Genomic DNA, 24,135 nt, shown 5'->3' with positions numbered 1-24,135 from the left:
CCATGCACAGCCAATACCGCCTCGGTGTCGACGCCGGGGGCACCTTCACCGACTTCATCCTGGCCGAACGCGAGGGCCGCGTGCACTTGTTCAAGGCACTCTCAACCCCGCAGGACGGCACCCTGGCCATCGCCGACGGGCTACGCCAGATCAGCCAGGCCCTCGGCCGTCCGGTAGAGGAAATCGTCGCCAACTGCGACCTCTGCATCAACGGCACCACCGTGGCGCTCAACGCGCTGATTGAACTCAAAGGCGTCAAGGTCGGCCTGCTCGCCACCCAGGGTCACGAAGACAGCATCGAGATCCGCCTGGGCCACAAGGAAGAAGGCTACCGCTATGACCCCGACTACCCGCCGGCGCCGCAGCTGGCCCAGCGCTTCCTGCGCCGCCCAGTGCGCGGACGCATCCTCGCCGACGGCCGGGAGCACACCGCGCTGAACGAGGAAGACGTGCGCGCCGCCGCACGGCTGTTTGCCGAGCAAGGCGTCGAGGCAGTCGCCGTGTCCTTCCTCTGGTCCGTGCGCAACCCGACCCACGAACAGCGTGCCGCCGCCATCCTGCGCGAGATGCTGCCGGGCGTCTTCGTCTGCACCGGCACCGAGGTGTTCCCGCAGATCCGCGAATACACCCGCACCTCCACTACCCTCGTCAACGCCTACCTGAGCCCCGTGATGGCGCGTTATGTGGCAAAGATCGACGACTACTTCCGCCAGCTCGGCGCCCAGCGCCCAGTGCGCTACTTCCAGTCCAATGGCGGCCTGGCAACCGGCGAGCACATGCGCGGCCGCGCGGTGAACGCGATCAACTCGGGGCCGGCGTCGGCGCCGCAGGCCGGGCTGTTCGTCGCCCAGCCGTTCGGCATCCACAACGTCATCACTGTCGACATGGGCGGCACTTCGTTCGATATCACCCTGACCCGCGAAGGCAAGACCAACCTCAGCCGCGACGCCGACTTTCTCCGCCAACGCATCGGCGTACCGATGATCCAGGTGGAAACCCTTGGCGCAGGCGGCGGCTCCATCGCCCACATAAACCCCTATGGCATGCTCGAGGTCGGCCCGCAGAGCGCCGGCTCCAGCCCAGGCCCCGTGGCTTACGGCCAGGGCGGCGAGGAGCCCACGGTCACCGATGCCAACCTCGCCCTGGGCTACCTCAACCCTGCCGCGCGCCTGGGCGGACGGATCAGCCTCGACCGTGAGGCTGCGCTGGCGGCCATCGGCGCAAAGATCGCCGAACCGCTGGGCATCGATGTCGACAAGGCCGCTTGGGGCATCCATGCCATCGTCAATGCCAACATGGTCAACGGCATCCGCCGCGTCTCCATCGAGCGCGGCTACGATCCGCGCGACTTCGCCCTGATCGGTGCCGGCGGCGCAGCCGGGGTGCACATGACCGCGTTGGCCGAAGACATGGGTATCGATACCGTCCTGATCTCCAAGGTTGCCTCCGGCTTGTGCGCGCTCGGGCAGATCCTCTCCGACGTGAAGCACAACTACCTGGCAACCCATCCCATTCTCGCCCAGGAGGATGCCGACCTCACCGGCCTGGAGGCCGCCTTCACCGAACTCGAAGAACAGGGCCGCACAACCTTGCGCGGTGACGGCTTCCGCGACGAGGACATCGCCCTGGTGCGCAGCCTGGAGATGCGCTACGTCGGGCAGATTCACGAGTGCACCGTGGAAATCGGCGACATGCCCGTCAACGCCGCCACGCTGCCCACCATCGTCGCTGCCTTCCATCGCCGCCACGAGGCGCTTTACACCTACGCCGAACCGGACAACCCGGTGGAAATCGTCAACCTGGAAAGCCAGGTGATCGGCCGCGTCTCGCGCCCGCCCTTCCCGAGCCTCCCCGCCAGCGACGGTCAGGTGCGCCGCGCACTGGTCGGTAATCGACCGATGCTCTTCGGTGAAGACGGCATCTGGAGCGACACCCCGGTCTATCAGGGTGAAGCGCTGATGGCCGGCGACCGCCTGCACGGCCCGGCCGTCATCGAGGAAGCCACTACCAACATCCTCATCCGCCCGGACTGGATCGTGGAGCTGCACGAATCCGGCTGCTATCGCCTGACCCGCCAGCGTTGAGCACGACCGGGCCCCGGTGTTGAACGGGGCCCGGTCCCGCGGCCGGCACGGGACCTGCTTGCAGAAACCACTTTCCCGGCGAACCGCGCCCCCCCCTATGCAAGACCGCTACGACACCACCGAGATTCCAGGCGAGCAGCGCCAGGCGTACTGGAATCGCTGCGTCAGCCAGACCTACTTCCCGCTGGAGCTGGATTTCGCCCGTGCGCCGGGCTTCAGCGGCCGCCTGGAGACCCACGAACTGGGCGACCTCAGCCTCTCGTACCTGGAGTCAAGCCCGCTGCGCTACCGACGCCAGACGCACCACCTGGCGCAGTGTGATGAGTCGTCCTTCCTGCTCACCCTGCCCCTGCACAGCTGTTTCGAATTTACCCAGCGCGGCCGCCAGACCCGCTGCGATCCCGGCGCCTTCGTGCTGGAGCGCAGCAGCGAGCCGTACGAGTTCCAGTACGCCGAACACAACGCCATGTGGGTGCTGAAGCTGCCCGAGCGCATCCTGCACCGTCATGTCGCCGTCCCGGATCAGCGCTGTGCCCTCAACTTCGACGCCAGCCACGGCGCCGGAGCGCTGTTCGCCGACTACCTCGCCCTCAGCGCACGCCGCCTGCCCGAACTGCAGCCCGGCGATGGACGGCGCCTGGGCAACCAATTGCTGGAACTGCTCGGCATGGCCCTGGAGCGCCAGAACCCCGGCGAAGGTGACAGCGGCGCCGTACGTGCGGCGCACCTGCGGCGCATCGAGCAACACATACTTCGCCACCTGGGGGACAGCGCACTGAACCCGGCCGAGATCGCCGCCGCCTGCGGCATCTCGGTGCGTTACCTGCACCTGCTGTTCCGGCAGAGTGGCCGCAGCGTGCAGGACTGGATCCGCGAGTTGCGCCTGCAGGCATGCCACGAGGCCCTGCGTTCGGGTCCGGCGCCGGTGTCCATCGGCGAACTGGCCTATCGCTGGGGCTTCGCCGACCAGGCCCACTTCAATCGGGCGTTCAAGCAGCGCTACGGCATGGCGCCTGGCGCCCTGCGCCGCTCGAATCCATGATCAGGTACGCGGCGCTTCACTCCCACTCGCGGACCTGGCGCACTTCCACGCACCCCAGGCGTCCCGGTGGAATTTTCGCGGCGATACGCTCGGCCTCATCCAGGCTCTGCGCCTCGATCAGGTAGAAGCCCCCTAACTGCTCGCGGGTCTCGGCAAAGGGTCCGTCGGTGACCGTCAGCTTGTCGCCCTGCCCGCGCAGCGTGCGCCCAGTGGCCGTAGGCAACAGCGCATTGGCCGCGATGTAGTTGCCGCTGCGCCGCAACTGCTCGCTGTAGGTCATGCACTCGTCGACGATGCCGCGCAGCTCGGCTTCGGGCAGTTCCGCCGCCTTGCGTTCGTCGAAATAAATCATGCAGAGAAACTTCATCGTCCTTTTCCTCGTTCTTGTCCGTCTTGTCAGAAAGGTTCGCCGTCCCAGAGTAGCCCTGATCCATGCGTGCAGGCCTTGGTCCGCCCGCCGGTAGACCAGTGGCATGGACAAGCGTGCCAGATAGGCGGAAGATGCGCGCGCCGGCGCTTGGCCGGACTCCGAGAGACAAGCCAGACGAGGAAACGCAGATGGCGAAGAAATCCAAACGGCCGAACAAGGCCAAGTCCCTGGTCGCACAGCCCCTGTTCCGCAGCCGCCAGGAACAGCCGCTCAAAGGCAAAGGCAGCTACCGCCGCGAAGCCTCCCGAAATTGGGAGGCTTCTTCGCTTCTGGCGGCCTGAAAAACCTCAGAAAACCTGAACCACCCCCGCTCCTTCGCTTTCAACCGGATAGCCAAGCCCTGGAGGCCTCCCATGAAAGCTCCCCTGATCGTCACCATCCTCGCCCTCCCCTTCAGCCTGTCCGCCCACGCGTTCTGCTCCGACCAGGAAGCCGAAGCCAAGGGCAAGCAGGTTGCTGCCAAGGTCACCGAGGTGACTCGCAGCGATCCCCAGCGCGCACAGAAGCTCAACGAAAAGCTCGCCGAGATGAAGAAGTCTCGCTCCAGCGAGCAGCGCCCGGACGACTGCGCCGCCTATGACGACATGCTCAAGGAACTCAACCAGAGCGCGCCCAAGGTCGACCAGGAAACCGGCTCCAAGCCCACGCCATAGCGCAGCACCGCCCGACGAGCGTCGCGCCGACGCGGGAATTTTCGCTCACCCTTGCCCTCGAATCTGCAGACCTATCGTTTCTGCCCAACGCAGACGCGTCACAGTGGCCATGCTAAGGTGGCCCCTCCCCTGCCAGTTCCCGAGGAGAGCAATGCGCACGCCTGTTTCACCTGTTGTCGGCCAACGCTGCCTGCTCATCGCCGCGCTGTCCCTGGCCAGCTTCGGCCTGCTGACCTCCTGCACCGAGCCGCCGCCCAACGCTTCCGCCGCACATGCGCAACCGACGCAGAGCTTCGCCCAATGGCGCGACGGCTTCCGCGCACAGGCGCTGGCGGCGGGTATCAGCGCGCAGACCTTCGACGCGGCCTTTGCCGGCATCGAGCCGGACGGTTCCGTGGTGACAGCCGACCACAGCCAGCCCGAGTTCACCCGTCCCGTCTGGCAATACCTGGAAAGTGCCGTGTCTCCCGCGCGCGTGCGCAACGGCCAGGACTGCCTGCAGCAGAACGCCGATGTGCTGCAACGCATCGACATGACCTACGGCGTCGACCGCGATGCCGTGGTGGCGATCTGGGGCATGGAGAGCAACTTCGGCCAGCAGATGGGCAGCAAGAACGTTATCCGCTCCCTGGCTACCCTGGCCTATGAAGGCCGGCGCCCTGATTTCGGCCGCGATCAGCTGATCGCCGCGCTGCAGATTCTGCAGCATGGCGATGTGCCCGCGAGCAACATGATCGGCTCCTGGGCCGGCGCCATGGGCCAGACCCAGTTCATCCCAACCACCTACAACCAGTACGCCGTGGACTTCGACGGCGACGGCCGGCGTGACATCTGGGGCTCATCTCCCGACGCACTGGCGTCTACCGCCAACTACCTGAAGACCTCTGGCTGGCAACGGGGACAGAGCTGGGGTTTCGAAGTGCGTCTGCCGCCGGGGTTCGACTACGCCCAGGCCGACATGGATACCCGCAAGCCGATGAACGAGTGGCTGCGCCAGGGCATCAAGGTCGCCAGCGGCAACCTGCCCAGCAACCCGCAGGCGAGCGTCTCGCTGCTGCTACCGGCCGGCTATCGTGGCCCTGCCTTCCTGGTGACGGATAACTTCCGCAGCATCCTCAAGTACAACAACTCCACCTCCTACGCGCTCGCCGTGGGCCTACTGGCAGACAGCTTCAAAGGCGGCGGACAACTGGCGGCACAGTGGCCGGTGAGCGACGTCCCGCTCAGCCGCTCCGAGCGTATCGAGTTGCAGCAGTTGCTGGCACAGCGCGGTTATCAGCCGGGCACCGCGGACGGAATCATCGGCGCCAATACGCGCAAGGCGATCCGCGCGTTCCAGCAATCCGTCGGCTCCCCGGCGGACGGCTATCCAACCACCACCCTGCTGGAGCAGCTCCGACAGAAAGCTTGATCAAAAAAGGCGCCCGAAGGCGCCTTTTTCATGGATCGACAGTTCAGCCGATCTTGGTACCGTGAGCCTGCTGATCAGCATGGTACGAAGAGCGTACCAGCGGGCCGGAAGCGACGTTCTTGAAGCCCATTTTCTCGCCTTCTTCGGCGAACCAGGCGAAGGTGTCCGGGTGGACGAAGCGCTGCACCGGCAGGTGATTGCGCGAGGGCTGCAGGTACTGGCCGAGGGTCAGCATGTCGATGTCGTGCTCGCGCATGCGCTGCATGACTTCGATGACTTCCTCGTCGGTCTCGCCCAGGCCGAGCATCAGGCCGGACTTGGTCGGTACGTGGGGGACCATCTGCTTGAACTTCTGCAGCAGGTCGAGCGACCACTCGAAGTCGGAGCCCGGACGCGAGGACTTGTACAGGCGCGGAACGGTTTCCAGGTTGTGGTTGAACACGTCCGGCGGCTCGTTGGCGGTGATTTCCAGCGCGATGTCCATGCGGCCGCGGTAGTCCGGGACCAGGGTCTCCAACTGCACGCCGGGGGACAACTTGCGGATTTCGCGCAGGCAGTCGGCGAAGTGCTGGGCGCCACCGTCGCGCAGGTCGTCGCGGTCCACCGAGGTGATCACCACGTACTTCAGCCGCAGGTCGGCGATGGCGATGGCGAGGTTGGTCGGTTCATCGACATCCAGCGGCTTCGGACGACCGTGGCCGACATCGCAGAACGGGCAGCGGCGGGTGCAGATATCGCCCATGATCATGAAGGTCGCAGTGCCGCCGGAGAAGCATTCGCCCAGGTTCGGGCAGGAGGCTTCCTCACAGACGCTGTGCAGCTTGTGCTTGCGCAGCAGCTGCTTGATGCGGTCGACCTCGGGGGATACGGGGATGCGCACGCGAATCCAGTCGGGCTTCTTCGGCAGTTCCTCGGTGGGAATGATCTTCACCGGGATGCGCGCGACCTTCTCTGCGCCGCGCAGCTTGACGCCGACTTCCACCTTGCCTGGCTTGGCGGCCGGGGCAGTGCTACCTGCATTCTCCACAACAGTGCTCATCAGGGTTGGATCCCGCCCGTTAGGGTCTTCTGTGCCGCGTAGCCAAGGCGTTCGACGAGTTCGCCACGCAGGCGCTCGCGCACATCGGCCAATGCGATGGGGCCGGCCAGCTGACTCAGCTGGGTCATGGCCATGCCTGCGTAACCGCAGGGATTGATGCGTCGAAAGGGTTCCAGGTCCATGTCCACGTTGAGAGCCAGACCATGGAAGGAACGGCCGTTGCGGATGCGCAGGCCGAGGGATGCGATCTTCGCGCCGTCCACATAGACGCCCGGAGCGTCGGGTTTGGATACAGCGGTGACGCCGTAACTGTCGAGCAGGCCGATGAGGCTCTGTTCGATGCGCGAAACCAGGTCGCGCACGCCAATGCCGGAGCGGCGTACGTCGAGCATCAGGTAGGCGACCAACTGGCCGGGGCCGTGGTAGGTCACTTGCCCGCCACGGTCGACCTGAACGACCGGGATGTCGCCGGGGAACAGCACGTGTTCGGCCTTGCCAGCCTGGCCCTGGGTGAACACGCGCTCGTGTTCGAGCAGCCAGACTTCATCGGGCGTCACGGGCTCGCGCTCGGCGGTGAAGCGCTGCATGGCGTGCCAGGTCGGCTCGTAAGGAAGGATGCCCAGCTCACGAAAGCCCAGCGTTTCGCCCATCAGAGCACCATGTGGACGCGGCCGGTGGCGCGCAGGTCTTTATGGATGTTCTGCAGTTGGTCGACGCCGGTGGCGGTGATCAGCACCTGCACGGACAGGAAACGGCCGTTGCGGCTGTCACGGGTGACCAGGGTGGTTATGTCGAGGTCCGGAGCGTGACGCTGGATGACTTCGACGACCAGGTCGGGGAAGCCTTCGCCGGCGTCGCCGATGACCTTGATCGGGTAGCGTTCGCAGGGGAACTCGATCTTCGGCGCGGGCTGTTCGCTGGTGTCGACGGAATCAGGGGTATCAGTCATGGCTCTCGCGGGCGTGTGGCCCGCCTCCGCATGAACGCCCGGGATGGGGGCGCTCCGGGTGGATCGGACGACGGCCGCCGGACCACAAGGGACCAGGCAGTCGCAGGCGGGCATTTTACCCGAGTTTGCGACTGCGCGGGCGGGTCAATCCCGGTCTTGTATACAAAAGTGCAAGACCGGGACGGGCGGTCAGTTGAACAGACCGAAGAAGAACAGGCGGATGCTGTCCCAGATGCGGCGGAAGAAGCCGCCTTCTTCCACGGCGTTCAGCGCGACCAGGTCGGAAGTGCGGACGACCTTGTCACCCAGCTTGACCTCGACCTTGCCGATGACTTGACCCTGCTGGATCGGCGCCATCAGGTTCGGCTCGACGACCATGTTGGCCTGCAGCTGCTTGAGTTGGCCGCGCGGGACGGTCATGGTCAGGTCTTCGGACAGGCCGGCTTTGACTTCGTGCTCGGAGCCTTTCCAGACCATGGCCTTGGTCAGCTCGGCGCCCTTCTTGTAGAAGGTCTGCGATTCGAAGAAGCGGAAACCGTAGGTCAGCAGTTTCTGGGTCTCGGCGGCGCGAGCCTGCTCGCTGTTGGTGCCGAACACCACGGCGATCATGCGCTGGCCGTCACGCACGGCGGAGGCCACAAGGCAGTAGCCGGCTTCGTCGGTGTGGCCGGTCTTCAGGCCATCGACGGTCTTGTCGCGCCACAGCAGCAGGTTGCGGTTGGGCTGCTTGATGTTGTTCCAGAAGAACTCTTTCTGCGCATAGATGGCGTAGTGGGTCGGCTCGCCGTAGATGATGGCGCGGGCCAGGATGGCCATGTCCTTGGCGGACGAGTAGTGGTCCGGGTTGGGCAGGCCGGTGGCGTCCATGAAGTGGGAGTTGGTCATGCCCAGCTTCTGCGCGGTGGTGTTCATCATGTCGGCGAAGGCGTCTTCACTGCCGGCGATGTGCTCGGCCAGGGCGACGGAGGCGTCGTTACCCGACTGGATGATGATGCCGTGCAGCAGGTCGCTCACCGAAACCTGAGAGCCAACCTTGATGAACATGCGCGAGCCGCCGGTGCGCCAGGCGTGTTCGCTAACGGTAACCAGGTCGGATTCGGCAATGCGGCCGCCTTCGATTTCCTTGGTGGCGATGTAGGCAGTCATCAGCTTGGTCAGGCTGGCGGGCGGCAGGCGCTCGTCACCAGCGTTCTCGACCAGGATATTGCCGCTGGCGCCGTCCATCAGCACCCAGGCCTTGGCCGCGAGCTGCGGGGCGGCGGGAACGACTTCCGCTGCCCAGCTGGCCACGGGGGCGCTGAACAACACGAGCAAGGACAGGCGTTTGGCGAAGTTGAAGATGTTCATCCGTCTCTCTGGGGTTCACTAATGGTCAAACAATCCCCTTGAGGGGAGCTCGGGTGCTGCGACCTCTGACGGGTCGCTGCGGCACGTGCGGTGGAATCTCAGTCCAGGCGCACGAGCTTGGGTTGGCCTAGATTGGCCACGCGGATGCTGTCCTGCATCCGACTTGCTTCATCCTGCGTTCCGATCGGTCCCAGGCGCACTCGGTACAAGGTCTGCTGGTTGACCACGACCGAGCTGATAAAGGATTTCGCCCCCGTCAGGCCGCCGACCTTCTCCTTGAGAAGCTCCGCAGCGTCCGGGTTGGCGAAGGCACCCACCTGGAGATACAGGCCATCGGCTGGTAATGAAGCGTTTTTTTTTGAGTCGATCTGGACCGGCGCCACGGGCGCGGCGTGCTGCGCGGGCGGCGGAACATAGGTTTCAATGGGCTGGGCCATGGCGACCGCCTGCGGCTGGGCGGTGGGCTGCGAGGCCATCTTCGGCAGGGCCATGATCATCGGCGGCTGCTTGCCCTGGGAGGCCCACCAGCGGTCGGGGTCGATGCCTTCGACCTTGACGTGAGCGGTGCCGGTCTCGGCGTAGCCGAGCTTCTTGGCGGCGGCGAAGGACAGGTCGATCACCCGGTCGGAATAGAACGGGCCGCGGTCGTTGACGCGGACGATGACGCTCTTGCCGTTGTCCAGGTTGGTCACGCGGACGTAGCTGGGCAGCGGCAGGGTCTTGTGCGCGGCGGTCATGCCATAGAGGTCGTACTGCTCGCCGTTGGCGGTGGCCTGGCCGTGGAACTTGGTGCCGTACCAGGAGGCGGTTCCGACCACGCTGTAGGTGTTCGCGTTGTTCAGCGGGTAGTAGGTCTTGCCCAGCACGGTGTAGGGGTTGTTCTTGAACGGCCCGTTGTGCGGCATCGGCACGGCATCGGGGATGCGCGAGACGTCGACGTCCCACCAGGGTGCGCCGTCGCGGTGCGGGCGGTTGTAGTCATAGGGACCGGAGATGCCGCTGCTGGCCACCGGCTGCTGCTGGGGCGCGCGGTTGCCGGTGCAACTGGCGAGGAACACAGTGCTCAGGCCAACGCAGGCGGCCAGCGACCAGAGGCCGGGACTTGCGATTCGCTTGCTCAATGGACACCTCGTGCCTTGGCGATCTCGCCAGCCAGCTGATGGACCGCCATGGCGTACATGGCGCTGCGGTTGTAGCGGGTGATCACATAAAAGTTAGGCAGACCGACCCAGTACTCAGTGCCCTGTGCGCCTTCCAGGCGCATGGCGGTCACCATCAGGTCGTCGCGGATCACGTCATGGGTTCGCCAGCCCTGGGAGCGTAGCTGACCGAGGTTCATCTGCGGCTCCAGGCCCTGGGTGAGCGCGTCCTCGGCGGTGGAGGTGCCGATTTCCGCTTGCGACACCACCGGCTCGCCGGTGTGCCAGCCGTGCTGCTTGAAGTAGTTGGCGACGCTGCCGATGGCATCGGTGGGGTCGCTCCAGATATTGATGTGGCCGTCGCCGTCGAAGTCCACGGCGTAGGCGCGGAAGCTGCTCGGCATGAACTGCGGCAGACCCATGGCGCCGGCGTAGGAGCCGGTCAGGCTGAGCGGGTCGACCTGCTGTTCGCGAGCCAGCAGCAGGAACTGTTTGAGTTCCTTGCGGAAGAAGTCGGCGCGCGGCGGGTAATCGAAGCCCAGGGTGGACAGCGCGTCCATCACCTTGAAGTTGCCGGTATTGCGGCCGAAGAAGGTCTCCACGCCAATGATGGAGACGATGTACTGGGCCGGCACGCCGTATTCCTGCTCGGCGCGGGCCAGGGCCTCGGCGTTCTGGTTCCAGAAGTCCACGCCACGGTTGATGCGCGCGTCGGTGACAAAGATCGGGCGATATTCCTTCCAGGTCTTCACCCGCTCGGCGGGACGAGAGATGGCGTCGAGGATGGACTGCTTGCGTTCCACGTCGTGGAAGAGGCCCATGAGCTGCTCGCCGGCGAAGCCGTAGTCACGGGTCATCTCGCTGACGAACTCGGCGACCTGGGGCGAACCATCGTAGTCGCCCGCGCCAGCGGCGCCGGACATGCCGATCGCCCCCGCGATTCCGACCCAATGCACCCCCCTGGCAGCCCAGGCGCGCAGTACTTGCATTCCTTTCTTCACTCTTGTCATCAAACCTGGGCGATCCACTTCCGGTGAGTGTGAATCGACATCAAAACGCCGAACCCTGACATCAGGGTCACCAGCGAAGTTCCGCCGTAACTGATAAAGGGCAGCGGCACCCCCACCACTGGCAACAATCCGCTGACCATACCAATGTTGACGAACACATACACGAAGAAGGTCATGGTGATGCTGCCGGCAAGCAGCTTGCCGAACAGCGTCTGCGCCTGCGCCGTAATCACCAGCCCCCGGTAGATCACCAGCAGATACAGCACCAGCAGAAGGCATACGCCGACCAGGCCGAACTCTTCGCCGAGCACGGCAATAATAAAGTCCGTGTGGCTTTCGGGCAAAAAATCCAGATGGGACTGAGTGCCCAGCAGCCAGCCCTTGCCGAAGACGCCGCCCGAACCGATGGCCGCTTTTGACTGGATGATGTTCCAGCCAGTGCCCAGCGGATCGCTTTCCGGGTCGAGGAAGGTCAGAACGCGCTGCTTCTGGTAGTCGTGCATGACGAAGTACCACATGCCCACGGCGACCGGCACCGCAGCCGAAACGGCCATGATGATCCAGCGCCAGCGCAGCCCGCCGACGAACAGCACGAAGGAGCCGGAAGCCAGCACCAGCATGGCGGTACCCAGGTCCGGCTGCTTGAGGATCAGCACGAAGGGCACGACGATCAGCGCGAGCCCCACCACGCTGTGCTTGAAGCCCGGCGGCAGCGAACGCTTGGACAGGTACCAGGCGATCGTCATGGGCATCAGCAGCTTCATGAACTCCGCCGGCTGGAAGCGGATCACCCCGGGAATGTTGATCCAGCGGGTCGCCCCCATGGCGTTGTGGCCCATCACGTCCACCACCACCAGCAGCGCGACGCCAATCAGGTAGCCCAGCGGCACCCAGCGAGCGAGGAAACGCGGCTCGATCTGCGCCAGCACGAACATTGCGCCCAAGCCCAGGCCGAAGGACGAGGCCTGCTTGATCAGCAGGTCCCAGCTCTTGCCGCTGGCGGAATAGAGGACGAACAGGCCGACCGAGCCAAGGGTCACCAGCAGCAGGAGCAGCAAGCCGTCGATGTGCAGGCGCTGCAGCAGGCTGGAGCGCCGCTTCATCACGTCTTCGCTGGACAGTGTGCGGTCGAAATTTCCGTTCATGGTCATGGTTTGGGCGCCTCCGCCGTGGTCTGCGGTGCGTATTCGGGCTTGAGCTTGCCGGTTTCGTCGAGCAACCAGGCGTCGGTGACGGCCTTGAGCACAGGGGCGGCGACGCCGGAACCGGACTCGCCGTTCTCCACCATCACCGCCACGGCGATCTGCGGGTTGTCCGCCGGAGCGAAGCCGACGAACAGGGCGTGGTCGCGGTGGCGCTCGAGAACCTTGGAGCGGTCGTATTTTTCGCCCTGCTTGATCGCGACCACCTGCGCGGTACCGGACTTACCGGCAATCCGATAGACCGAGGTGGCACCGACCTTGCGCGCAGTACCCCGCGCGTTGTGCACCACCTGCTGCATGCCGTTATCGACCAGATTCCAGTTGTTCGGGTCCTTGAGCATGATGTCGGGCATCGGGTTCTCGTCGACTGGCGGTTTGCCGTCGATGGTCTTGGCCAGGTGAGGGCGAATCCACTTGCCCTTACCGGCAATCAGCGCAGCCATCTGCGCCAATTGCAAGGGCGTGGACTGCATGTAGCCCTGACCGATGCCGAGAATCAGTGTTTCGCCGGGGAACCAGGCCTGGCGGCGCAGGGCGCGCTTCCACTGGCGCGAAGGCATCAGGCCTTCCGCTTCGCCGTACATGTCCAGGGACACGCGCTGCCCGAAGCCGAATTCGCTCATGTAGTCGTGCAGGCGGTCGATGCCAAGCTTATGGGCCAAGTCGTAGAAGTAGGTGTCGTTGGAGCGCATGATCGCGGTCTCCAGGCTGACCCAGCCATCACCCGTGCGGTTCCAGTTGCGGTACTTGTGGTCGTAGTTCGGCAGTTGGTAGTAGCCGGGATCGAACACGCGGCTCGAAGGAGTCACCACGCCGGCATCTAGGCCGGCGATGGCCACCGCCGGCTTCACCGTCGATCCTGGCGGGTACAGGCCGCGCAGCACGCGGTTGTACAGCGGGCGGTCCTCGGAATCACGCAGCGCCGCGTAATCCTTGAAGCTGATGCCGGTGACGAACAGGTTGGGGTCGTAGCTCGGCTGGCTGACCATGGCCAGCACCTCGCCAGTGGACGGCTGGATCGCCACGATGGCGCCACGGCGGCCGGCCAGCGCAGCTTCGGCGGCGGCCTGCAGTTTGCTGTCGATGCTCAGCACGATGTCACGGCCGGAGACCGGCTCGGTGCGCTTGAGCACCCGCAGGACGCGGCCACGGGCGTTGGTCTCGACTTCCTCGTAGCCCACCGTGCCGTGCAGGGCGTCCTCGTAGAATTTTTCCACGCCGGTCTTGCCGATGTGGTGGGTGCCCGAATAGGCCACCGGGTCGAGCTTCTTCAGCTCCGCCTCGTTGATCCGGCCGACATAGCCGACCGAGTGGGCGAAGTGCTCGCCCAGCGGGTAATGGCGGACGAACTGCGCAGCCACGTCGACGCCGTTGAGGCGGTACTGATTCACCGCGATGCGGGCAATCTGCTCCTCGGACAGCTCGAACATGATCGGCACCGGCTCGAACGGCCGGCGCCCCTGCTTCATACGTTTCTCGAAGATGGCCTTGTCTTCCTCGGTGAGGCCGAGGATGTCCACCAGGTTCTTGAGCGTTTCCTGCAGGTTCTCGGTGCGCTCGCGGGTGATAGTCAGGCTGAAGCTGGGACGGTTGTCGGCGATGATCACCCCGTTGCGGTCGAAGATCAGCCCGCGATTGGGCGGAATCGGCTGCACGTGGACGCGGTTGTTCTCCGACAGCGTCGAGTGGTAGTCGTACTGCGTCACCTGCAGGTGATACATGCGCGCCACCAGCACCAGGGCGAGCAGGAAGATCGCCACCCCGCCGACGATGACGCGGGCGCGGACCTGGCGGGCGTCCTTCTCGTGGTCCTTGAGCTGTATCGGCTGCGGCATCGAAAACGGCTACGACTACTTGTGGTAGGGGTGCCCGGACAGAACCGTCCAGGCGCGGTAGATCTGCTCGCCGACCAGAATCCGCACCAGCGGGTGCGGCAGGGTCAGCGGCGACAGCGACCAGCGCTGCTCGCTGCGCGCGCAGACCTCCGGCGCCAGGCCTTCCGGCCCGCCAACCATAAGGTTGACGGTGCGCGCGTCCAGGCGCCAGCGGTCGAGCTCCTGCGCCAGCTGGGGGGTGCTCCAGGGCTTGCCTTCGACTTCCAGGGTGACGATGCGTTCCCCCGGCTGGACCTTGCTCAGCATGGCCTCGCCTTCCTGGCGGATCAGCCGCGCCACGTCGGCATTCTTGCCACGCGTGTTGAGCGGGATTTCCACCAGTTCCAGGGACAGCTCCGAGGGCAGGCGCTTGACGTACTCCGCCCAGCCCTCTTCCACCCAGCGCGGCATGCGCGAGCCGACCGCGATCAGACGCAGACGCACGACAGGCTTACTCGGCGCTGTGCGAGGCGCGGCTCTGCTCGGCGCCCTGCCACAGGCGCTCCAGGTCGTAGAACTGGCGGGTGGCCGGCTGCATGACGTGGACCACGACGTTGGCGAGGTCGATCAGGACCCACTCGCCACCTTCCTGGCCTTCGCTGCCGATCGGGCGCACGCCCTGTTCCTTGACCTTTTCCAGGACGTTGTCGGCCAGCGACTTGACCTGACGGCTGGAGGCGCCGGTGGCGATGACCATGGTGTCGGTGATGCTGGTCTTGTCGCGCACGTCGATGACGACGATGTCCTGCGCCTTGAGATCTTCCAGGGCAGCGATGGTCAGTTCGACCAGTTGTTCGGTTTGCATGTATGACTCTCTAGCTTGATCAGTGGGGCGCCTGGTACAGGCCGTGCGCCTCGATATAGTTCAATACCGCATCCGGCACCAGGTAGCGCACGGAGCGCCCCTGCGACAGGAGTTGGCGGATCTGGGTGGCGGATACTGCCAGCGGCGTCTGCCAGACGAAGGTGATCTGCCCGGCGGGGCCGGTCATCGCCTTCGGGTCGGCAACACTGCGCGCCGCCAGCAGGTCGCGCAGGTCTTCCGGCGGCTCGCTGTCGGCATCCGGGCGCTGCAGCACGACGATATGACAGTGCTCCAGCAACTCTTCCCAGCGATGCCAGGTCGGCAGGCCGCAGAATGCGTCCCAGCCGACCAGCAGGAACAACTGGTCCTGCTCATCCAGCTCCCCACGCAGCGACTCCAGGGTGTCGATGGTGTAGGAGGGTTTGTCACGCTTCAGCTCGCGGTCATCGACCACCAGCGGGGTCACGCCGGCTACCGCCAGCTCGACCATCGCCAGCCGCTGCTCCGGTTTCACCTGGGGGGTGTCGCGGTGCGGTGGGCGGAAGTTGGGGATCAGGCGCAACTCGTCGAATTCGAACTGCTCGGCCATCTCCAGCGCACTGCGCAGGTGACCGATGTGCACCGGGTCAAAGGTGCCACCGAACAGACCGACCCGACGGGAACGCGCCTTGTTCATCAAGTCCGCACGTGTCCGTCGCCGAACACTACGTACTTCTCGCTGGTCAGGCCTTCCAGGCCGACCGGGCCCCGGGCGTGCAGCTTGTCGGTGGAAATGCCGATCTCCGCGCCCAGGCCGTATTCGAAACCATCGGCGAAGCGAGTCGAGGCGTTGACCATGACCGAGGCCGAGTCCACTTCGGTGAGGAAACGGCGGGCGTCGGTGAAGTTCTCGGTGACGATTGCGTCGGTGTGCTGCGAGCCGTAGGTGTTGATGTGCTCGATGGCCGCGTCGAGGCCGTCGACGATGCGGATCGACAGGATCGGTGCGTTGTACTCGGTGCGCCAGTCTTCCTCGGTGGCTTCCAGCACGTCGGCGCCCAGCAGCGCGCGGGTGGCGGCGTCACCGCGCAGCTCCACGCCCTTGTCGCGGTAGATGGCGGCCAGCGGCGGCAGCGCGCGCTCGGCGATGCCGGCGTGAACCAGCAGCGTCTCCATGGCGTTGCACGGCGCGTAGCGATGGGTCTTGGCGTTGTCGGCGACGCGGATCGCCTTGTCCAGGTCAGCGGCGATGTCGATATAGACGTGGCAGATGCCGTCCAGGTGCTTGATCACCGGGACCTTGGCGTCACGGCTGATGCGCTCGATCAGGCCCTTGCCGCCGCGCGGAACGATGACGTCCACGTACTCGGGCATGGTGATCAGCGCGCCGACAGCAGCGCGGTCGGTGGTTTCCACCACCTGCACGACGCTCGCCGGCAGGCCGGCGGCGGCCAGGCCGGTCTGAATGCAGGCAGCGATCGCCTGGTTGGAGTGGATCGCCTCGGAGCCACCGCGCAGGATGGTCGCGTTGCCGGACTTCAGGCACAGGCTCGCGGCGTCGATGGTCACGTTCGGCCGGGATTCGTAGATGATCCCCACCACACCCAGGGGCACGCGCATCTTGCCCAGCTGGATGCCGGACGGCACGTAGCGCATGTCGCGGATCTCACCGATCGGGTCCGGCAGCGAAGCAACCTGGCGCAGGCCTTCGATCATGTCGTCGATGCGCGCCGGCGTCAGGGCCAGGCGGTCGAGCATGGCTGGCTCCAGACCGTTGGCACGGCCATTGGCCAGATCCTGTTCATTGGCTTCGGTCAGCTGGGCGCGGGCTGCGTCCAGGGCATCGGCTGCGGCCAGCAGGGCTTTGTTCTTCTGCGCGGTCGTGGCGCGCGCGACAACGCGCGACGCTTCACGGGCGGCGCGGCCCAGGCGGCTCATATAGTCGAGAACGGACTCGGTCATGATCAAACGCGTCTGCGTGAGGGAAATGCGCGAGTATAGCGGGAGCGCGCCCTCAGCGGCCAGCCACAGCAGCCGGCCGGTCAGCGACGCGCCGCACGTAACGCTTACCCGCCCCACGCCCCGCGCCACAGGCCAAACGGTGACACCCGCCGGTCCTCCCCCCTCTCCTGCCGCCCGAAGGTTGGGTAACCAAATTCGTATCCGCTGTTTACCTTGCAAGCATGGCTAATTGCCCCCGCAGTGCTCGCATGCCAGGGACTCACGCCAGGGAAGAACAACAAGAGGCGGCCCACCGCCGGAGAACTGCCATGCGCTATCGCACCGATTACAGCGCCCAGTCCCTGACCGCCGCCCCGGCGGTACTGGAACTGGACGGTTGGCAACTGCACTACCAGGCCTTCTCATCGCAAGAGGATGACACTCGCCCGCCCGTCCTGCTGCTGGGCGGCGCGTTCCAGAGCTTCCGCTCCTTCGCCAGCGAGGTTTCGGAGCTGCTCGCCGGGCATCCGGTGATCCTGCTCGATCTGCCCAGCCAGGGCGGCAACCTGCAACTGGCGCCGCAGCTGAGCCTGGAGGACCTGGCCGACCTCATCGCCGCCTTTGCGCAAACCCTGCAGTTGCCACCGCTGATGCCTATCGGGCTGTCCTACGGCTCGGCACTGGCCGCGCTGTTCGCCGCCCGCCACCCGGCGCGCTGCGGCCGCCTGCTGCTGGCCGGCATCACCGCCTTCGGCCGTCCCGGCGCCCGCGCCCTGCTGGTGGAAGCCCTGGCGCGCCTGGAACTCGGCGAGCAGACGCCTTTCGCCCACGGCGTGCTGACCGGCCTGATCAACCCGCTGCGCCTCGCCGATACCGGGGTTTCCCCGGTGTTCCGCAAAGCCCTGCTGCGCCAGCTGCAGCGCCTGACTCCAGCAGAAATCGAACGCTACCGGCAGAACAGCCAGCGCCTGCTGGCCTTCGGTGGCTTCGACCGCCACCCGCAATGCCCGACGCTGGTGCTGGCCGGCGAGTACGACCATTTCACCCAGCCCTGGGAGCACGCCGAATTCGCCCACGCCTGCGCGGACGCCGAGTTCGCGCTGATCCACAACGCCGACCACCTGGCCCAGTTCGAGCGCCGCGATGCCTGCGCCCGGCTGTACAACCCCTTCCTGCGCGGTGAAGCACTGCCACGCAGCGCCGCCGGCAGCACACGCTTCCAGCGCCAGCAGTTGCTGCACCTGGAACGCCGCTTCGAACCGCGCCTGGCGCCGGCCGACACCCGCGCCGTGCTGCGCAACGGCGAAGGGGGCGAATGGCGCTGCGAGCTGGCGGAGCTGGGGTATTTCGGCGGGCTGATTCGCGTCGACCTGCCGACCGATCGCCCATCGCGCGGCTGGAAGTTGGCCGCCGCCGGACTGCCGGAGCTGGATATCCTGCCGCTGCGCTACGACGGCGACAGCCTGGCCTTCATCTTCGCCCACGGCGACCCGCAGGCCAGCGCTGCGCTGGCGGCGATGGTGGTGCCGATGCAGCAGGGGGCCTTCGCAGCCTGATAAGTAATGCCGTAGGGCGCATAACGCCTCGGGCGTTATCCGCCATCGGCTGGGTCAATCGTAGAGAGATGGCGGATAAAGCGTTCCGCTTTATCCGCCCTACGGCCTGGTTGAAACCTGGGAACTCCTGCGCTCGGGCGCTCCCCTCACCCTAACCCTCTCCCAGAGGGAGAGGGGACTGTTCGGTGTGAGGTGAAACGGCAGTTTCAGCCGGCACGATCGGCTCCCTCTCCCCTCGGGAGAGGGCTGGGGTGAGGGAAACACGCTGGCACCGGCGTCACGTAATGGCACTGTTCGCTAGCCCCGGAGCTAAACCCGCGCCTCGATCACCCGCACCAGACTGGGCATCCGCCCCTTGGGCAACCCCAACCCCGCGCCATCCACCTGCGGATCGAGCACGCCCACCCGGCCGAACCCGCAGCCGCTGAACGCCTGCTCGATCTCGCCTGCACTGCGGTAATGCAGCGGATAGCCGCCACGGGTCAGCCGGCCGATCAGCCCGACGCCCCAGCGGATCTGCCGGTAGCGCGGGTGTTCGCGCAGGTCAGGGTACAGTTCGGTCAGGTAGGTCGCTTCCGGGAACACCCGCAGGGCGGCCGCCAGACGGCGCCAGAAGCCCTCGATCACCGGGCGCTGGAAGTAGTTCACCAGCCCCTCGGTGATCACCGCCACGGGGCGATCCGGGTCCAACTCGCAGAGCAGCGCCGCCAGGCACTGCTCGCCTTGTTCGGCGAGGATATCCACAGCCCGCACTCGGTGCTTGCCGTCCAGCCAGCCCTGCTCCTGCAGCAGCGCAGACTTGCGCGCAGCCATCGGCGGCAGGTCAGCTTCAATATAAGTCAGTTGGGGATAGCGCTCACGGAAGCGCCGGCCCCGGGGCGACAGCCCGCAGGCGATCTCCACCACCTGGGTAACACCGCGCGATTCGATGGCCTGGGTCAGCCGGGCATCGATCAGCAGGTGACGTTGTAACAGGAAGTCTTCGATATTCAGCCCGAAGCCGATCCGCGCCCCCCAGTTGATCGGCGCCACGCAACCATGTACCCAGCGGCCGAACGCCGTGGCGAACGCCGGGTCGGCCAACTGGTGGCGATACCAGACGTAACCGGTGTAGTGCGCGCTGGGGGTGATGTGGGCGCTGTCGGCCCGGATCCGTTCAGCCATGCTTAAGAATCTTGTTGTTATGATTCCCCAGCCTAAGACCGGCCCGAGAACCGCGACAATCCGATGCCCGCCGAACCCAACCTAAGTTTGCCCTGGCCCGATGCGAATCCGCTGCCGGATGCCTTCTTCAATCGCGACGCGCTCACCGTCGCCCGCGAGTTGCTGGGCAAGGTGATCCGCCACCGGGTCGGCGACCTGTGGCTGTCGGCGCGGATCATCGAGACCGAGGCCTATTATCTGGATGAAAAAGGCAGCCACGCCTCGCTGGGCTACACCGAGAAGCGCAAGGCGCTATTCCTCGATGGCGGCCACATCTACATGTACTACGCCCGCGGCGGCGACTCGCTGAACTTCAGCGCCGGCGGGCCGGGCAACGCGGTGCTGATCAAGTCCGGCCACCCCTGGCTCGATCGCATTTCCGGCGACGCCGCCCTGGCCTGCATGCGCCAGTTCAATCCGGCCGCCGACGGCAGCGAGCGCCCGCTGGGCAAGCTGTGCTCCGGCCAGACCCTGCTCTGCCGCTCCCTGGGCCTGAAGGTACCGGACTGGGACGCCCAGCGCTTCGACCCGCAGCGCCTGTTCGTCGACGACATCGGCGAGACGCCCTCTCTACTCATCCAGGCCGCGCGCCTGGGTATTCCCCACGGCCGCGACGAACACCTGCAATACCGCTTCGTCGACGCCGCCTTCGCCAGCTTCTGCACACGCAACCCACTGCGCCGCGGGCAGGTCGAAGGCCTTGACTACCACCTGCTCGGAACCCAGGACGCCACCTTCCGATGATCGATCTCGCCGCCTTCAACACCTGGATGGCAACCCATCCGCAATGGCTCGCCCTGGTCCTGTTCCTGGTCGCCTTCCTCGAATGCGCCGCCGTGGTCGGGATCATCCTGCCCGGCGTGGTAATGCTGTTCGCCATCGCCGTGCTGGCCGGCAGCGGCGCCCTCGGGCTGGGGGAAACCCTGGCACTGGCGTTCTTCGGCGGCCTGCTGGGCGACGTGTCGTCGTACTGGATCGGTCGCCACTTCCATCAGGACATCCGCCGCCTGCCGGTGCTGCGCCACCATCCGGAATGGATGGCCGCCGCCGAAGGTTTCTTCCACCGCTACGGTGTCGCCAGCCTGCTGGTGGGCCGCTTCATCGGAGCGCTGCGGCCGTTCCTGCCGATGATCGCCGGCATGCTCGACATGCCCTTCGGGCGCTTCCTGGCGGTATCCATCGTGGCTGCCGCCGGCTGGTCGATCGCCTACCTGGTGCCTGGCTGGGCCACCGGCGCGGCGATGCGACTGCCGCTACCCGAAGGCTTCTGGCCAGAGGCCGGAGTAGTCGCTGCCTGTATCGCCGCGGTATTCGCGCTGATCATTCACGCCGAACTGCGCAAGGAGCGCAATGCGCCACTGATCGGCGCCGTCGGCTGCTTCGCCCTGCTGATCGCCATGCTCATCGGCTGGCCGCACCTCGATGCCCTGGACAAGGGCCTGATGGCACTGGTGCAAGAGCACCGCCACGCCTGGCTGGACGATGTGATGGTGGCGGTCACCCGCGTCGGCGACTTCCGCACCCAGTTCATCGCCGGCGCGTTGCTGGCAGTGCTGCTGGCTGCGCTGCGACTGTGGCGCCATGCGTTCTTCGCCGCCGGCACCATGGTCGGCACCGCACTGCTCAATACCACGCTCAAGCACCTGTTCAGCCGCGCGCGCCCCGAAGTGATCGCCGACCCGCTGTCCGCCTTCAGCATGCCCAGCGGGCACAGTTCGGCATCCTTCGCCTTCTTCCTCGTGCTTGGCGTACTGGCCAGCCGGGAGAAATCCCCGCGCGTACGTCTGACCTGGATGCTGCTGGCGGTGATCCCTGCCGCCAGCATCGCGTTGTCGCGCGTTTACCTGGGCGCCCACTGGCCCAGCGACATCATCGCCGGCGCCCTGCTCGGCGCCTCGGTATGCGCCGCCAGCCTGTGGATAAGCCAGCGCCGCAGCGAGCTGCCGGCCCTGGCGCCGCGCATTTGGTGGAGCCTGCTGCCGACCGCCATGGTGCTACTGGCGGTGGCCAGCGCCTGGGGCCTGTCAGCGGCGATCCACCGCTACACACCGCTCTGACCGGGCATCACGCCCAGGGACGGTCGCGCATCAGCTCGGCGCAGCGCAACTGGACGAACTCGCGCAGCTGGGTCACCGCCTGGCTGAGCTGGGCGCGGTGGGTGCAGAACAGGTTCATCGGTGTGGCTTCGCCCAGATAGTCCGCCAACGCCACTTCCAAGTGGCCGGCGCGGACGTCGGCCACGACGTCCAGCCAGGACTTGTAGACCAGCCCCTGCCCCGCCACGGCCCAGCGCCGCACCACATCAGCATCGTCGCAAAGGCGGTCGCCGCGCACCGTCACCTCGTGCTGCTTGCGGCTGTCGCTGAAGCGCCAGCGCTCGTGGGCGCGCCCGCCCAGCATGTAGAGCAGGCAATTGTGCTTTTGCAGCTCGTCCGGGTGCGCCGGTTTGCCATGGCGGGCGAAGTACTCTGGCGCGGCGCAGAGCACACGGCGGTTGTCCGGGGCCAGCGGTAGCGCCACCAGGTTCGAATCGCCCGGCAGGCCGAGGCGGAAGGCCACGTCCACCGGCTGCCGGTAGAGATCGGCCTGGCGGTCGCTGATCAGCAGACGCAGGCTCATCCGCGGGTGCAACGCCTGGAATTCGTCGAGCCAGGGTAGCAACACGTTGCGACCAAAATCCGAGGGCGCGGAGACCTGGAAGTTGCCGGCAATCTCGCTCTTGCCGCCGGCCAGCAACTGGCGGCCGTCGTCCAGGCTTTGCAGCGCGGAACGGGCGTGAGCCAGGTACAGCTCGCCCTCGGCGGTCAGGCGCAAACTGCGAGTGGAGCGGGCGAACAGGCGCACATCCAGCTCGCTTTCCAGGCGCTTGAGCGCTGCGCTGGCCACCGCCGGCGACAGTTCCAACTCACGGGCGGCGGCGGAAAGGCTCCCGCGCTCGGCGGTACGGACGAATATCTGCAGGTCGTCGAAACGCAGCATTTTCAAAAATTCTTTGAAAGAGACTCTCTACATACGCGGTTTTTCTTCGCAACGAAAGAGAGCAGCATGCCCTCACCTTCCCCGCCCAACTGGAGATACACGGATGAGCCTGACCCTGATCGCCATCATTCGCGCCAAGCCCGGCCGCGCCGACAGCCTGCAGGAGCGCTTGCACGGCATGCTCGCGCCGTCCCGCGCCGAGGCCGGCTGCCTGCAGTACGACCTGCACCGCGACATCAAGGACGCCGAGCTGATCTACATGATCGAGCAGTGGCGCGATGAGGAAGCCCTGGCCGAGCACGAGGCCAGCCCGCACTTCCAGGCCTTCGTGAAGGCCGCCCAACCGGACCTGGCGGAACTCGATATCCGTCTGATGAACCGCGTCGACTGATCGTTCAACCGCATAGGAATTCCCATGAAAGCCATCGGCTACGCCCAAAGTCTGCCCAGCAACGACGTTAACTCCCTGCTCGACATCCAGCTGCCCGAACCCACACCCGGCCCGCGCGACCTGCTGGTGGAAGTGCGCGCCATCTCCGTCAACCCCGTGGACACCAAGGTGCGCCAGCGCGCCCAGCCCACCGAAGGCCAGTACAAGGTGCTGGGCTGGGATGCCGCCGGTGTGGTCCGCGCGGTGGGTAGCGAGGTCAGCCTGTTCAAGCCGGGCGACAAAGTCTGGTACGCCGGCGACCTGACCCGCCCCGGCAGCAACGCCGAGCTGCAACTGGTGGACGAGCGCATCGTCGGTGCGATGCCGCAGAGCCTGGATTTCGCCCACGCCGCCGCCCTGCCGCTGACCACCATCACCGCCTGGGAACTGCTGTTCGACCGCTTGCAGGTGGCCGAAGGCAAGGCCAGCGCCGGGCAGAGCCTGCTGATTGTCGGCGCTGCCGGCGGGGTCGGTTCGATCCTCACCCAGCTGGCGCGCCAGCTCACCGGCCTGACGGTGATCGGCACGGCTTCTCGTCCGGAAACCCAGGAGTGGGTGCGCAACCTCGGCGCGCACCACGTGATCGATCACCGCAAACCGCTGAGCGAAGAGCTCAAGCGCATCGGCGTCGGCGAAGTCACCCACGTGGCCAGCCTCAACCAGACCGAGCAGCATCTGCCTGAAATCGTCGCCAGCCTGCGCCCGCAAGGCCGCCTGGCGCTGATCGACGACCCGGACAACCTCGACGTGCGTCTGCTCAAGCAGAAGAGCCTGTCGCTGCACTGGGAGTTCATGTACACCCGCTCGATGTTCCAGACCGACGACATGATCGAGCAGCACGAGCTGCTGCAGCGCGTGGCCGGGCTGATCGACAGCGGCGTGCTGAAAACCACCCTGGGCGAGCACTTCGGCGAGATCAATGCGGCCAACCTGCGCCGCGCCCACGCGCTGCTGGAAAGCAACACGGCCAAGGGCAAGATCGTGCTGGAAGGGTTCTGACCCGGTAGGTCCTTGTAGGGCGCATAACGCCCACGGCGTTATCCGCCGCATTTGGCGGATACC

General features: G+C 66.0%; 25 protein-coding genes. 10 read left to right on the top strand and 15 right to left on the bottom strand.

Going from position 1 to position 24,135, the window contains the following annotated elements; all coding sequences use genetic code 11:
- Positions 1–2 precede the first annotated feature (2 nt).
- Both ACIPK7_RS18930 and ACIPK7_RS18925 read left to right on the top strand, forming a co-directional pair.
- Positions 3–2,084: a hydantoinase/oxoprolinase family protein gene (locus tag ACIPK7_RS18930; RefSeq protein ID WP_401089492.1), complete on the top strand. Its 2,082-nt coding sequence runs from the start codon at positions 3–5 to the stop codon at positions 2,082–2,084.
- A gap of 97 nt (positions 2,085–2,181) precedes the next feature.
- A complete protein-coding gene (locus ACIPK7_RS18925; protein WP_401089490.1) occupies positions 2,182–3,126 on the top strand; it encodes a helix-turn-helix domain-containing protein in 945 nt (314 codons plus the stop codon).
- 16 nt (positions 3,127–3,142) lie between these two features.
- Here the strand turns inward: ACIPK7_RS18925 and ACIPK7_RS18920 are convergent, their stop codons facing one another.
- A complete protein-coding gene (locus ACIPK7_RS18920) occupies positions 3,143–3,493 on the bottom strand; it encodes a YciI family protein (RefSeq protein ID WP_192434922.1) in 351 nt (116 codons plus the stop codon).
- Between the two features lie 191 nt (positions 3,494–3,684).
- Between ACIPK7_RS18920 and arfA the strand changes: the two genes are divergently transcribed.
- From arfA to ACIPK7_RS18905, 3 genes are all read left to right on the top strand, one after another.
- On the top strand, positions 3,685–3,837 hold the full coding sequence (gene arfA / locus ACIPK7_RS18915) for an alternative ribosome rescue factor ArfA (RefSeq protein WP_045215115.1): 153 nt from the start codon (positions 3,685–3,687) through the stop codon (positions 3,835–3,837).
- Positions 3,838–3,909: 72 nt separating this feature from the next.
- Positions 3,910–4,209 carry a hypothetical protein gene (locus ACIPK7_RS18910; RefSeq protein ID WP_192434924.1) on the top strand — a complete coding sequence of 100 codons (300 nt, stop codon included), beginning with the start codon at positions 3,910–3,912 and terminating at the stop codon, positions 4,207–4,209.
- Positions 4,210–4,360: 151 nt separating this feature from the next.
- Positions 4,361–5,620, top strand: a complete 1,260-nt coding sequence (locus tag ACIPK7_RS18905) for a lytic murein transglycosylase (RefSeq protein ID WP_401089487.1) — start codon at positions 4,361–4,363, stop codon at positions 5,618–5,620.
- Positions 5,621–5,663: 43 nt separating this feature from the next.
- Here the strand turns inward: ACIPK7_RS18905 and lipA are convergent, their stop codons facing one another.
- The 12 genes from lipA to ACIPK7_RS18845 form a co-directional block, all read right to left on the bottom strand.
- Positions 5,664–6,659 (bottom strand): lipoyl synthase, encoded by a 996-nt coding sequence (gene lipA / locus ACIPK7_RS18900; RefSeq protein WP_401089486.1) that lies wholly within the window; start codon positions 6,657–6,659, stop codon positions 5,664–5,666.
- A complete protein-coding gene (gene lipB, locus ACIPK7_RS18895; RefSeq protein WP_401089484.1) occupies positions 6,659–7,309 on the bottom strand; it encodes a lipoyl(octanoyl) transferase LipB in 651 nt (216 codons plus the stop codon). The genes lipA and lipB overlap by 1 nt, the downstream gene beginning before the upstream one ends.
- Positions 7,309–7,608, bottom strand: a complete 300-nt coding sequence (locus tag ACIPK7_RS18890) for a DUF493 domain-containing protein (protein WP_045215124.1) — start codon at positions 7,606–7,608, stop codon at positions 7,309–7,311. Before ACIPK7_RS18890 ends, lipB begins: the two co-directional genes overlap by 1 nt.
- Positions 7,609–7,797: 189 nt before the next feature.
- Entirely contained in the window at positions 7,798–8,955 is a 1,158-nt protein-coding gene (locus tag ACIPK7_RS18885) for a D-alanyl-D-alanine carboxypeptidase family protein (RefSeq protein ID WP_192434928.1), read from the bottom strand.
- A 98-nt stretch (positions 8,956–9,053) separates the two neighbouring features.
- Entirely contained in the window at positions 9,054–10,076 is a 1,023-nt protein-coding gene (locus ACIPK7_RS18880; protein WP_401089482.1) for a septal ring lytic transglycosylase RlpA family protein, read from the bottom strand.
- The gene (mltB, locus tag ACIPK7_RS18875) at positions 10,073–11,095 is read right to left on the bottom strand and encodes a lytic murein transglycosylase B (protein ID WP_138216917.1); all 1,023 of its coding nucleotides are present in this window, start codon (positions 11,093–11,095) and stop codon (positions 10,073–10,075) included. The genes ACIPK7_RS18880 and mltB overlap by 4 nt, the downstream gene beginning before the upstream one ends.
- An 8-nt stretch (positions 11,096–11,103) precedes the next feature.
- On the bottom strand, positions 11,104–12,207 hold the full coding sequence (gene rodA / locus ACIPK7_RS18870; RefSeq protein WP_138216950.1) for a rod shape-determining protein RodA: 1,104 nt from the start codon (positions 12,205–12,207) through the stop codon (positions 11,104–11,106).
- Between the two features lie 44 nt (positions 12,208–12,251).
- Entirely contained in the window at positions 12,252–14,141 is a 1,890-nt protein-coding gene (gene mrdA, locus ACIPK7_RS18865; RefSeq protein WP_192434932.1) for a penicillin-binding protein 2, read from the bottom strand.
- Positions 14,142–14,156: 15 nt separating this feature from the next.
- Positions 14,157–14,624, bottom strand: coding sequence for a 23S rRNA (pseudouridine(1915)-N(3))-methyltransferase RlmH (gene rlmH / locus ACIPK7_RS18860; RefSeq protein ID WP_015475414.1), 468 nt, complete (start codon positions 14,622–14,624; stop codon positions 14,157–14,159).
- A gap of 7 nt (positions 14,625–14,631) precedes the next feature.
- A complete protein-coding gene (gene rsfS / locus ACIPK7_RS18855) occupies positions 14,632–14,985 on the bottom strand; it encodes a ribosome silencing factor (RefSeq protein WP_192434940.1) in 354 nt (117 codons plus the stop codon).
- A 19-nt stretch (positions 14,986–15,004) separates the two neighbouring features.
- A complete protein-coding gene (gene nadD / locus ACIPK7_RS18850) occupies positions 15,005–15,661 on the bottom strand; it encodes a nicotinate-nucleotide adenylyltransferase (protein ID WP_401089479.1) in 657 nt (218 codons plus the stop codon).
- Complete coding sequence (locus ACIPK7_RS18845) at positions 15,661–16,926, bottom strand: glutamate-5-semialdehyde dehydrogenase (RefSeq protein WP_401089477.1); 1,266 nt, start codon at positions 16,924–16,926, stop codon at positions 15,661–15,663. The genes nadD and ACIPK7_RS18845 overlap by 1 nt, the downstream gene beginning before the upstream one ends.
- Before the next feature lie 308 nt (positions 16,927–17,234).
- Here ACIPK7_RS18845 and ACIPK7_RS18840 point away from each other — a divergent pair, with 308 nt between their 5' ends.
- Positions 17,235–18,461 carry an alpha/beta fold hydrolase gene (locus tag ACIPK7_RS18840; RefSeq protein ID WP_192434946.1) on the top strand — a complete coding sequence of 409 codons (1,227 nt, stop codon included), beginning with the start codon at positions 17,235–17,237 and terminating at the stop codon, positions 18,459–18,461.
- Positions 18,462–18,770: 309 nt separating this feature from the next.
- Here the strand turns inward: ACIPK7_RS18840 and ACIPK7_RS18835 are convergent, their stop codons facing one another.
- Positions 18,771–19,625, bottom strand: a complete 855-nt coding sequence (locus ACIPK7_RS18835) for a class I SAM-dependent methyltransferase (RefSeq protein ID WP_401089475.1) — start codon at positions 19,623–19,625, stop codon at positions 18,771–18,773.
- Between the two features lie 63 nt (positions 19,626–19,688).
- Between ACIPK7_RS18835 and ACIPK7_RS18830 the strand changes: the two genes are divergently transcribed.
- Both ACIPK7_RS18830 and ACIPK7_RS18825 read left to right on the top strand, forming a co-directional pair.
- Positions 19,689–20,408, top strand: a complete 720-nt coding sequence (locus tag ACIPK7_RS18830) for a DNA-3-methyladenine glycosylase (protein WP_401089473.1) — start codon at positions 19,689–19,691, stop codon at positions 20,406–20,408.
- Entirely contained in the window at positions 20,405–21,721 is a 1,317-nt protein-coding gene (locus tag ACIPK7_RS18825) for a bifunctional DedA family/phosphatase PAP2 family protein (protein ID WP_192434952.1), read from the top strand. Before ACIPK7_RS18830 ends, ACIPK7_RS18825 begins: the two co-directional genes overlap by 4 nt.
- Before the next feature lie 7 nt (positions 21,722–21,728).
- On the opposite strand, the gene ACIPK7_RS18820 is transcribed toward ACIPK7_RS18825, so the two are convergent.
- Positions 21,729–22,643: a LysR family transcriptional regulator gene (locus ACIPK7_RS18820; protein WP_401089471.1), complete on the bottom strand. Its 915-nt coding sequence runs from the start codon at positions 22,641–22,643 to the stop codon at positions 21,729–21,731.
- 103 nt (positions 22,644–22,746) lie between these two features.
- Here ACIPK7_RS18820 and ACIPK7_RS18815 point away from each other — a divergent pair, with 103 nt between their 5' ends.
- A complete protein-coding gene (locus tag ACIPK7_RS18815; protein WP_192434956.1) occupies positions 22,747–23,034 on the top strand; it encodes a putative quinol monooxygenase in 288 nt (95 codons plus the stop codon).
- A 24-nt stretch (positions 23,035–23,058) separates the two neighbouring features.
- Entirely contained in the window at positions 23,059–24,072 is a 1,014-nt protein-coding gene (locus ACIPK7_RS18810) for a zinc-binding alcohol dehydrogenase family protein (RefSeq protein WP_401089469.1), read from the top strand.
- Positions 24,073–24,135 lie beyond the last annotated feature (63 nt).

Origin of the sequence: Pseudomonas sp. NPDC086581 (assembly GCF_044746165.1) — a bacterium.
Classification (GTDB): Bacteria; Pseudomonadota; Gammaproteobacteria; order Pseudomonadales; family Pseudomonadaceae; genus Pseudomonas.
Note: the sequence above shows the minus strand (reverse complement) of the source record. Positions and strands in the feature narration are given on the sequence as shown.

Excerpts from the sequence above, each read along its gene's own strand:
- ACIPK7_RS18905 (WP_401089487.1), top strand. The coding sequence starts at position 4,361 with ATGCGCACGCCTGTTTCACCTGTTGTCGGCCAACGCTGCCTGCTCATC.
- ACIPK7_RS18885 (WP_192434928.1), bottom strand. The coding sequence starts at position 8,955 with ATGAACATCTTCAACTTCGCCAAACGCCTGTCCTTGCTCGTGTTGTTC.
- ACIPK7_RS18825 (WP_192434952.1), top strand. The coding sequence starts at position 20,405 with ATGATCGATCTCGCCGCCTTCAACACCTGGATGGCAACCCATCCGCAA.
- ACIPK7_RS18840 (WP_192434946.1), top strand. The coding sequence starts at position 17,235 with ATGCGCTATCGCACCGATTACAGCGCCCAGTCCCTGACCGCCGCCCCG.
- ACIPK7_RS18820 (WP_401089471.1), bottom strand. The coding sequence starts at position 22,643 with ATGCTGCGTTTCGACGACCTGCAGATATTCGTCCGTACCGCCGAGCGC.
- arfA (WP_045215115.1), top strand. The coding sequence starts at position 3,685 with ATGGCGAAGAAATCCAAACGGCCGAACAAGGCCAAGTCCCTGGTCGCA.
- ACIPK7_RS18930 (WP_401089492.1), top strand. The coding sequence starts at position 3 with ATGCACAGCCAATACCGCCTCGGTGTCGACGCCGGGGGCACCTTCACC.
- ACIPK7_RS18810 (WP_401089469.1), top strand. The coding sequence starts at position 23,059 with ATGAAAGCCATCGGCTACGCCCAAAGTCTGCCCAGCAACGACGTTAAC.
- lipB (WP_401089484.1), bottom strand. The coding sequence starts at position 7,309 with ATGGGCGAAACGCTGGGCTTTCGTGAGCTGGGCATCCTTCCTTACGAG.
- rodA (WP_138216950.1), bottom strand. The coding sequence starts at position 12,207 with ATGAAGCGGCGCTCCAGCCTGCTGCAGCGCCTGCACATCGACGGCTTG.
- mrdA (WP_192434932.1), bottom strand. The coding sequence starts at position 14,141 with ATGCCGCAGCCGATACAGCTCAAGGACCACGAGAAGGACGCCCGCCAG.
- ACIPK7_RS18830 (WP_401089473.1), top strand. The coding sequence starts at position 19,689 with ATGCCCGCCGAACCCAACCTAAGTTTGCCCTGGCCCGATGCGAATCCG.
- ACIPK7_RS18910 (WP_192434924.1), top strand. The coding sequence starts at position 3,910 with ATGAAAGCTCCCCTGATCGTCACCATCCTCGCCCTCCCCTTCAGCCTG.
- ACIPK7_RS18920 (WP_192434922.1), bottom strand. The coding sequence starts at position 3,493 with ATGAAGTTTCTCTGCATGATTTATTTCGACGAACGCAAGGCGGCGGAA.
- rsfS (WP_192434940.1), bottom strand. The coding sequence starts at position 14,985 with ATGCAAACCGAACAACTGGTCGAACTGACCATCGCTGCCCTGGAAGAT.
- ACIPK7_RS18925 (WP_401089490.1), top strand. The coding sequence starts at position 2,182 with ATGCAAGACCGCTACGACACCACCGAGATTCCAGGCGAGCAGCGCCAG.
- ACIPK7_RS18890 (WP_045215124.1), bottom strand. The coding sequence starts at position 7,608 with ATGACTGATACCCCTGATTCCGTCGACACCAGCGAACAGCCCGCGCCG.
- ACIPK7_RS18815 (WP_192434956.1), top strand. The coding sequence starts at position 22,747 with ATGAGCCTGACCCTGATCGCCATCATTCGCGCCAAGCCCGGCCGCGCC.
- nadD (WP_401089479.1), bottom strand. The coding sequence starts at position 15,661 with ATGAACAAGGCGCGTTCCCGTCGGGTCGGTCTGTTCGGTGGCACCTTT.
- ACIPK7_RS18835 (WP_401089475.1), bottom strand. The coding sequence starts at position 19,625 with ATGGCTGAACGGATCCGGGCCGACAGCGCCCACATCACCCCCAGCGCG.
- ACIPK7_RS18845 (WP_401089477.1), bottom strand. The coding sequence starts at position 16,926 with ATGACCGAGTCCGTTCTCGACTATATGAGCCGCCTGGGCCGCGCCGCC.
- lipA (WP_401089486.1), bottom strand. The coding sequence starts at position 6,659 with ATGAGCACTGTTGTGGAGAATGCAGGTAGCACTGCCCCGGCCGCCAAG.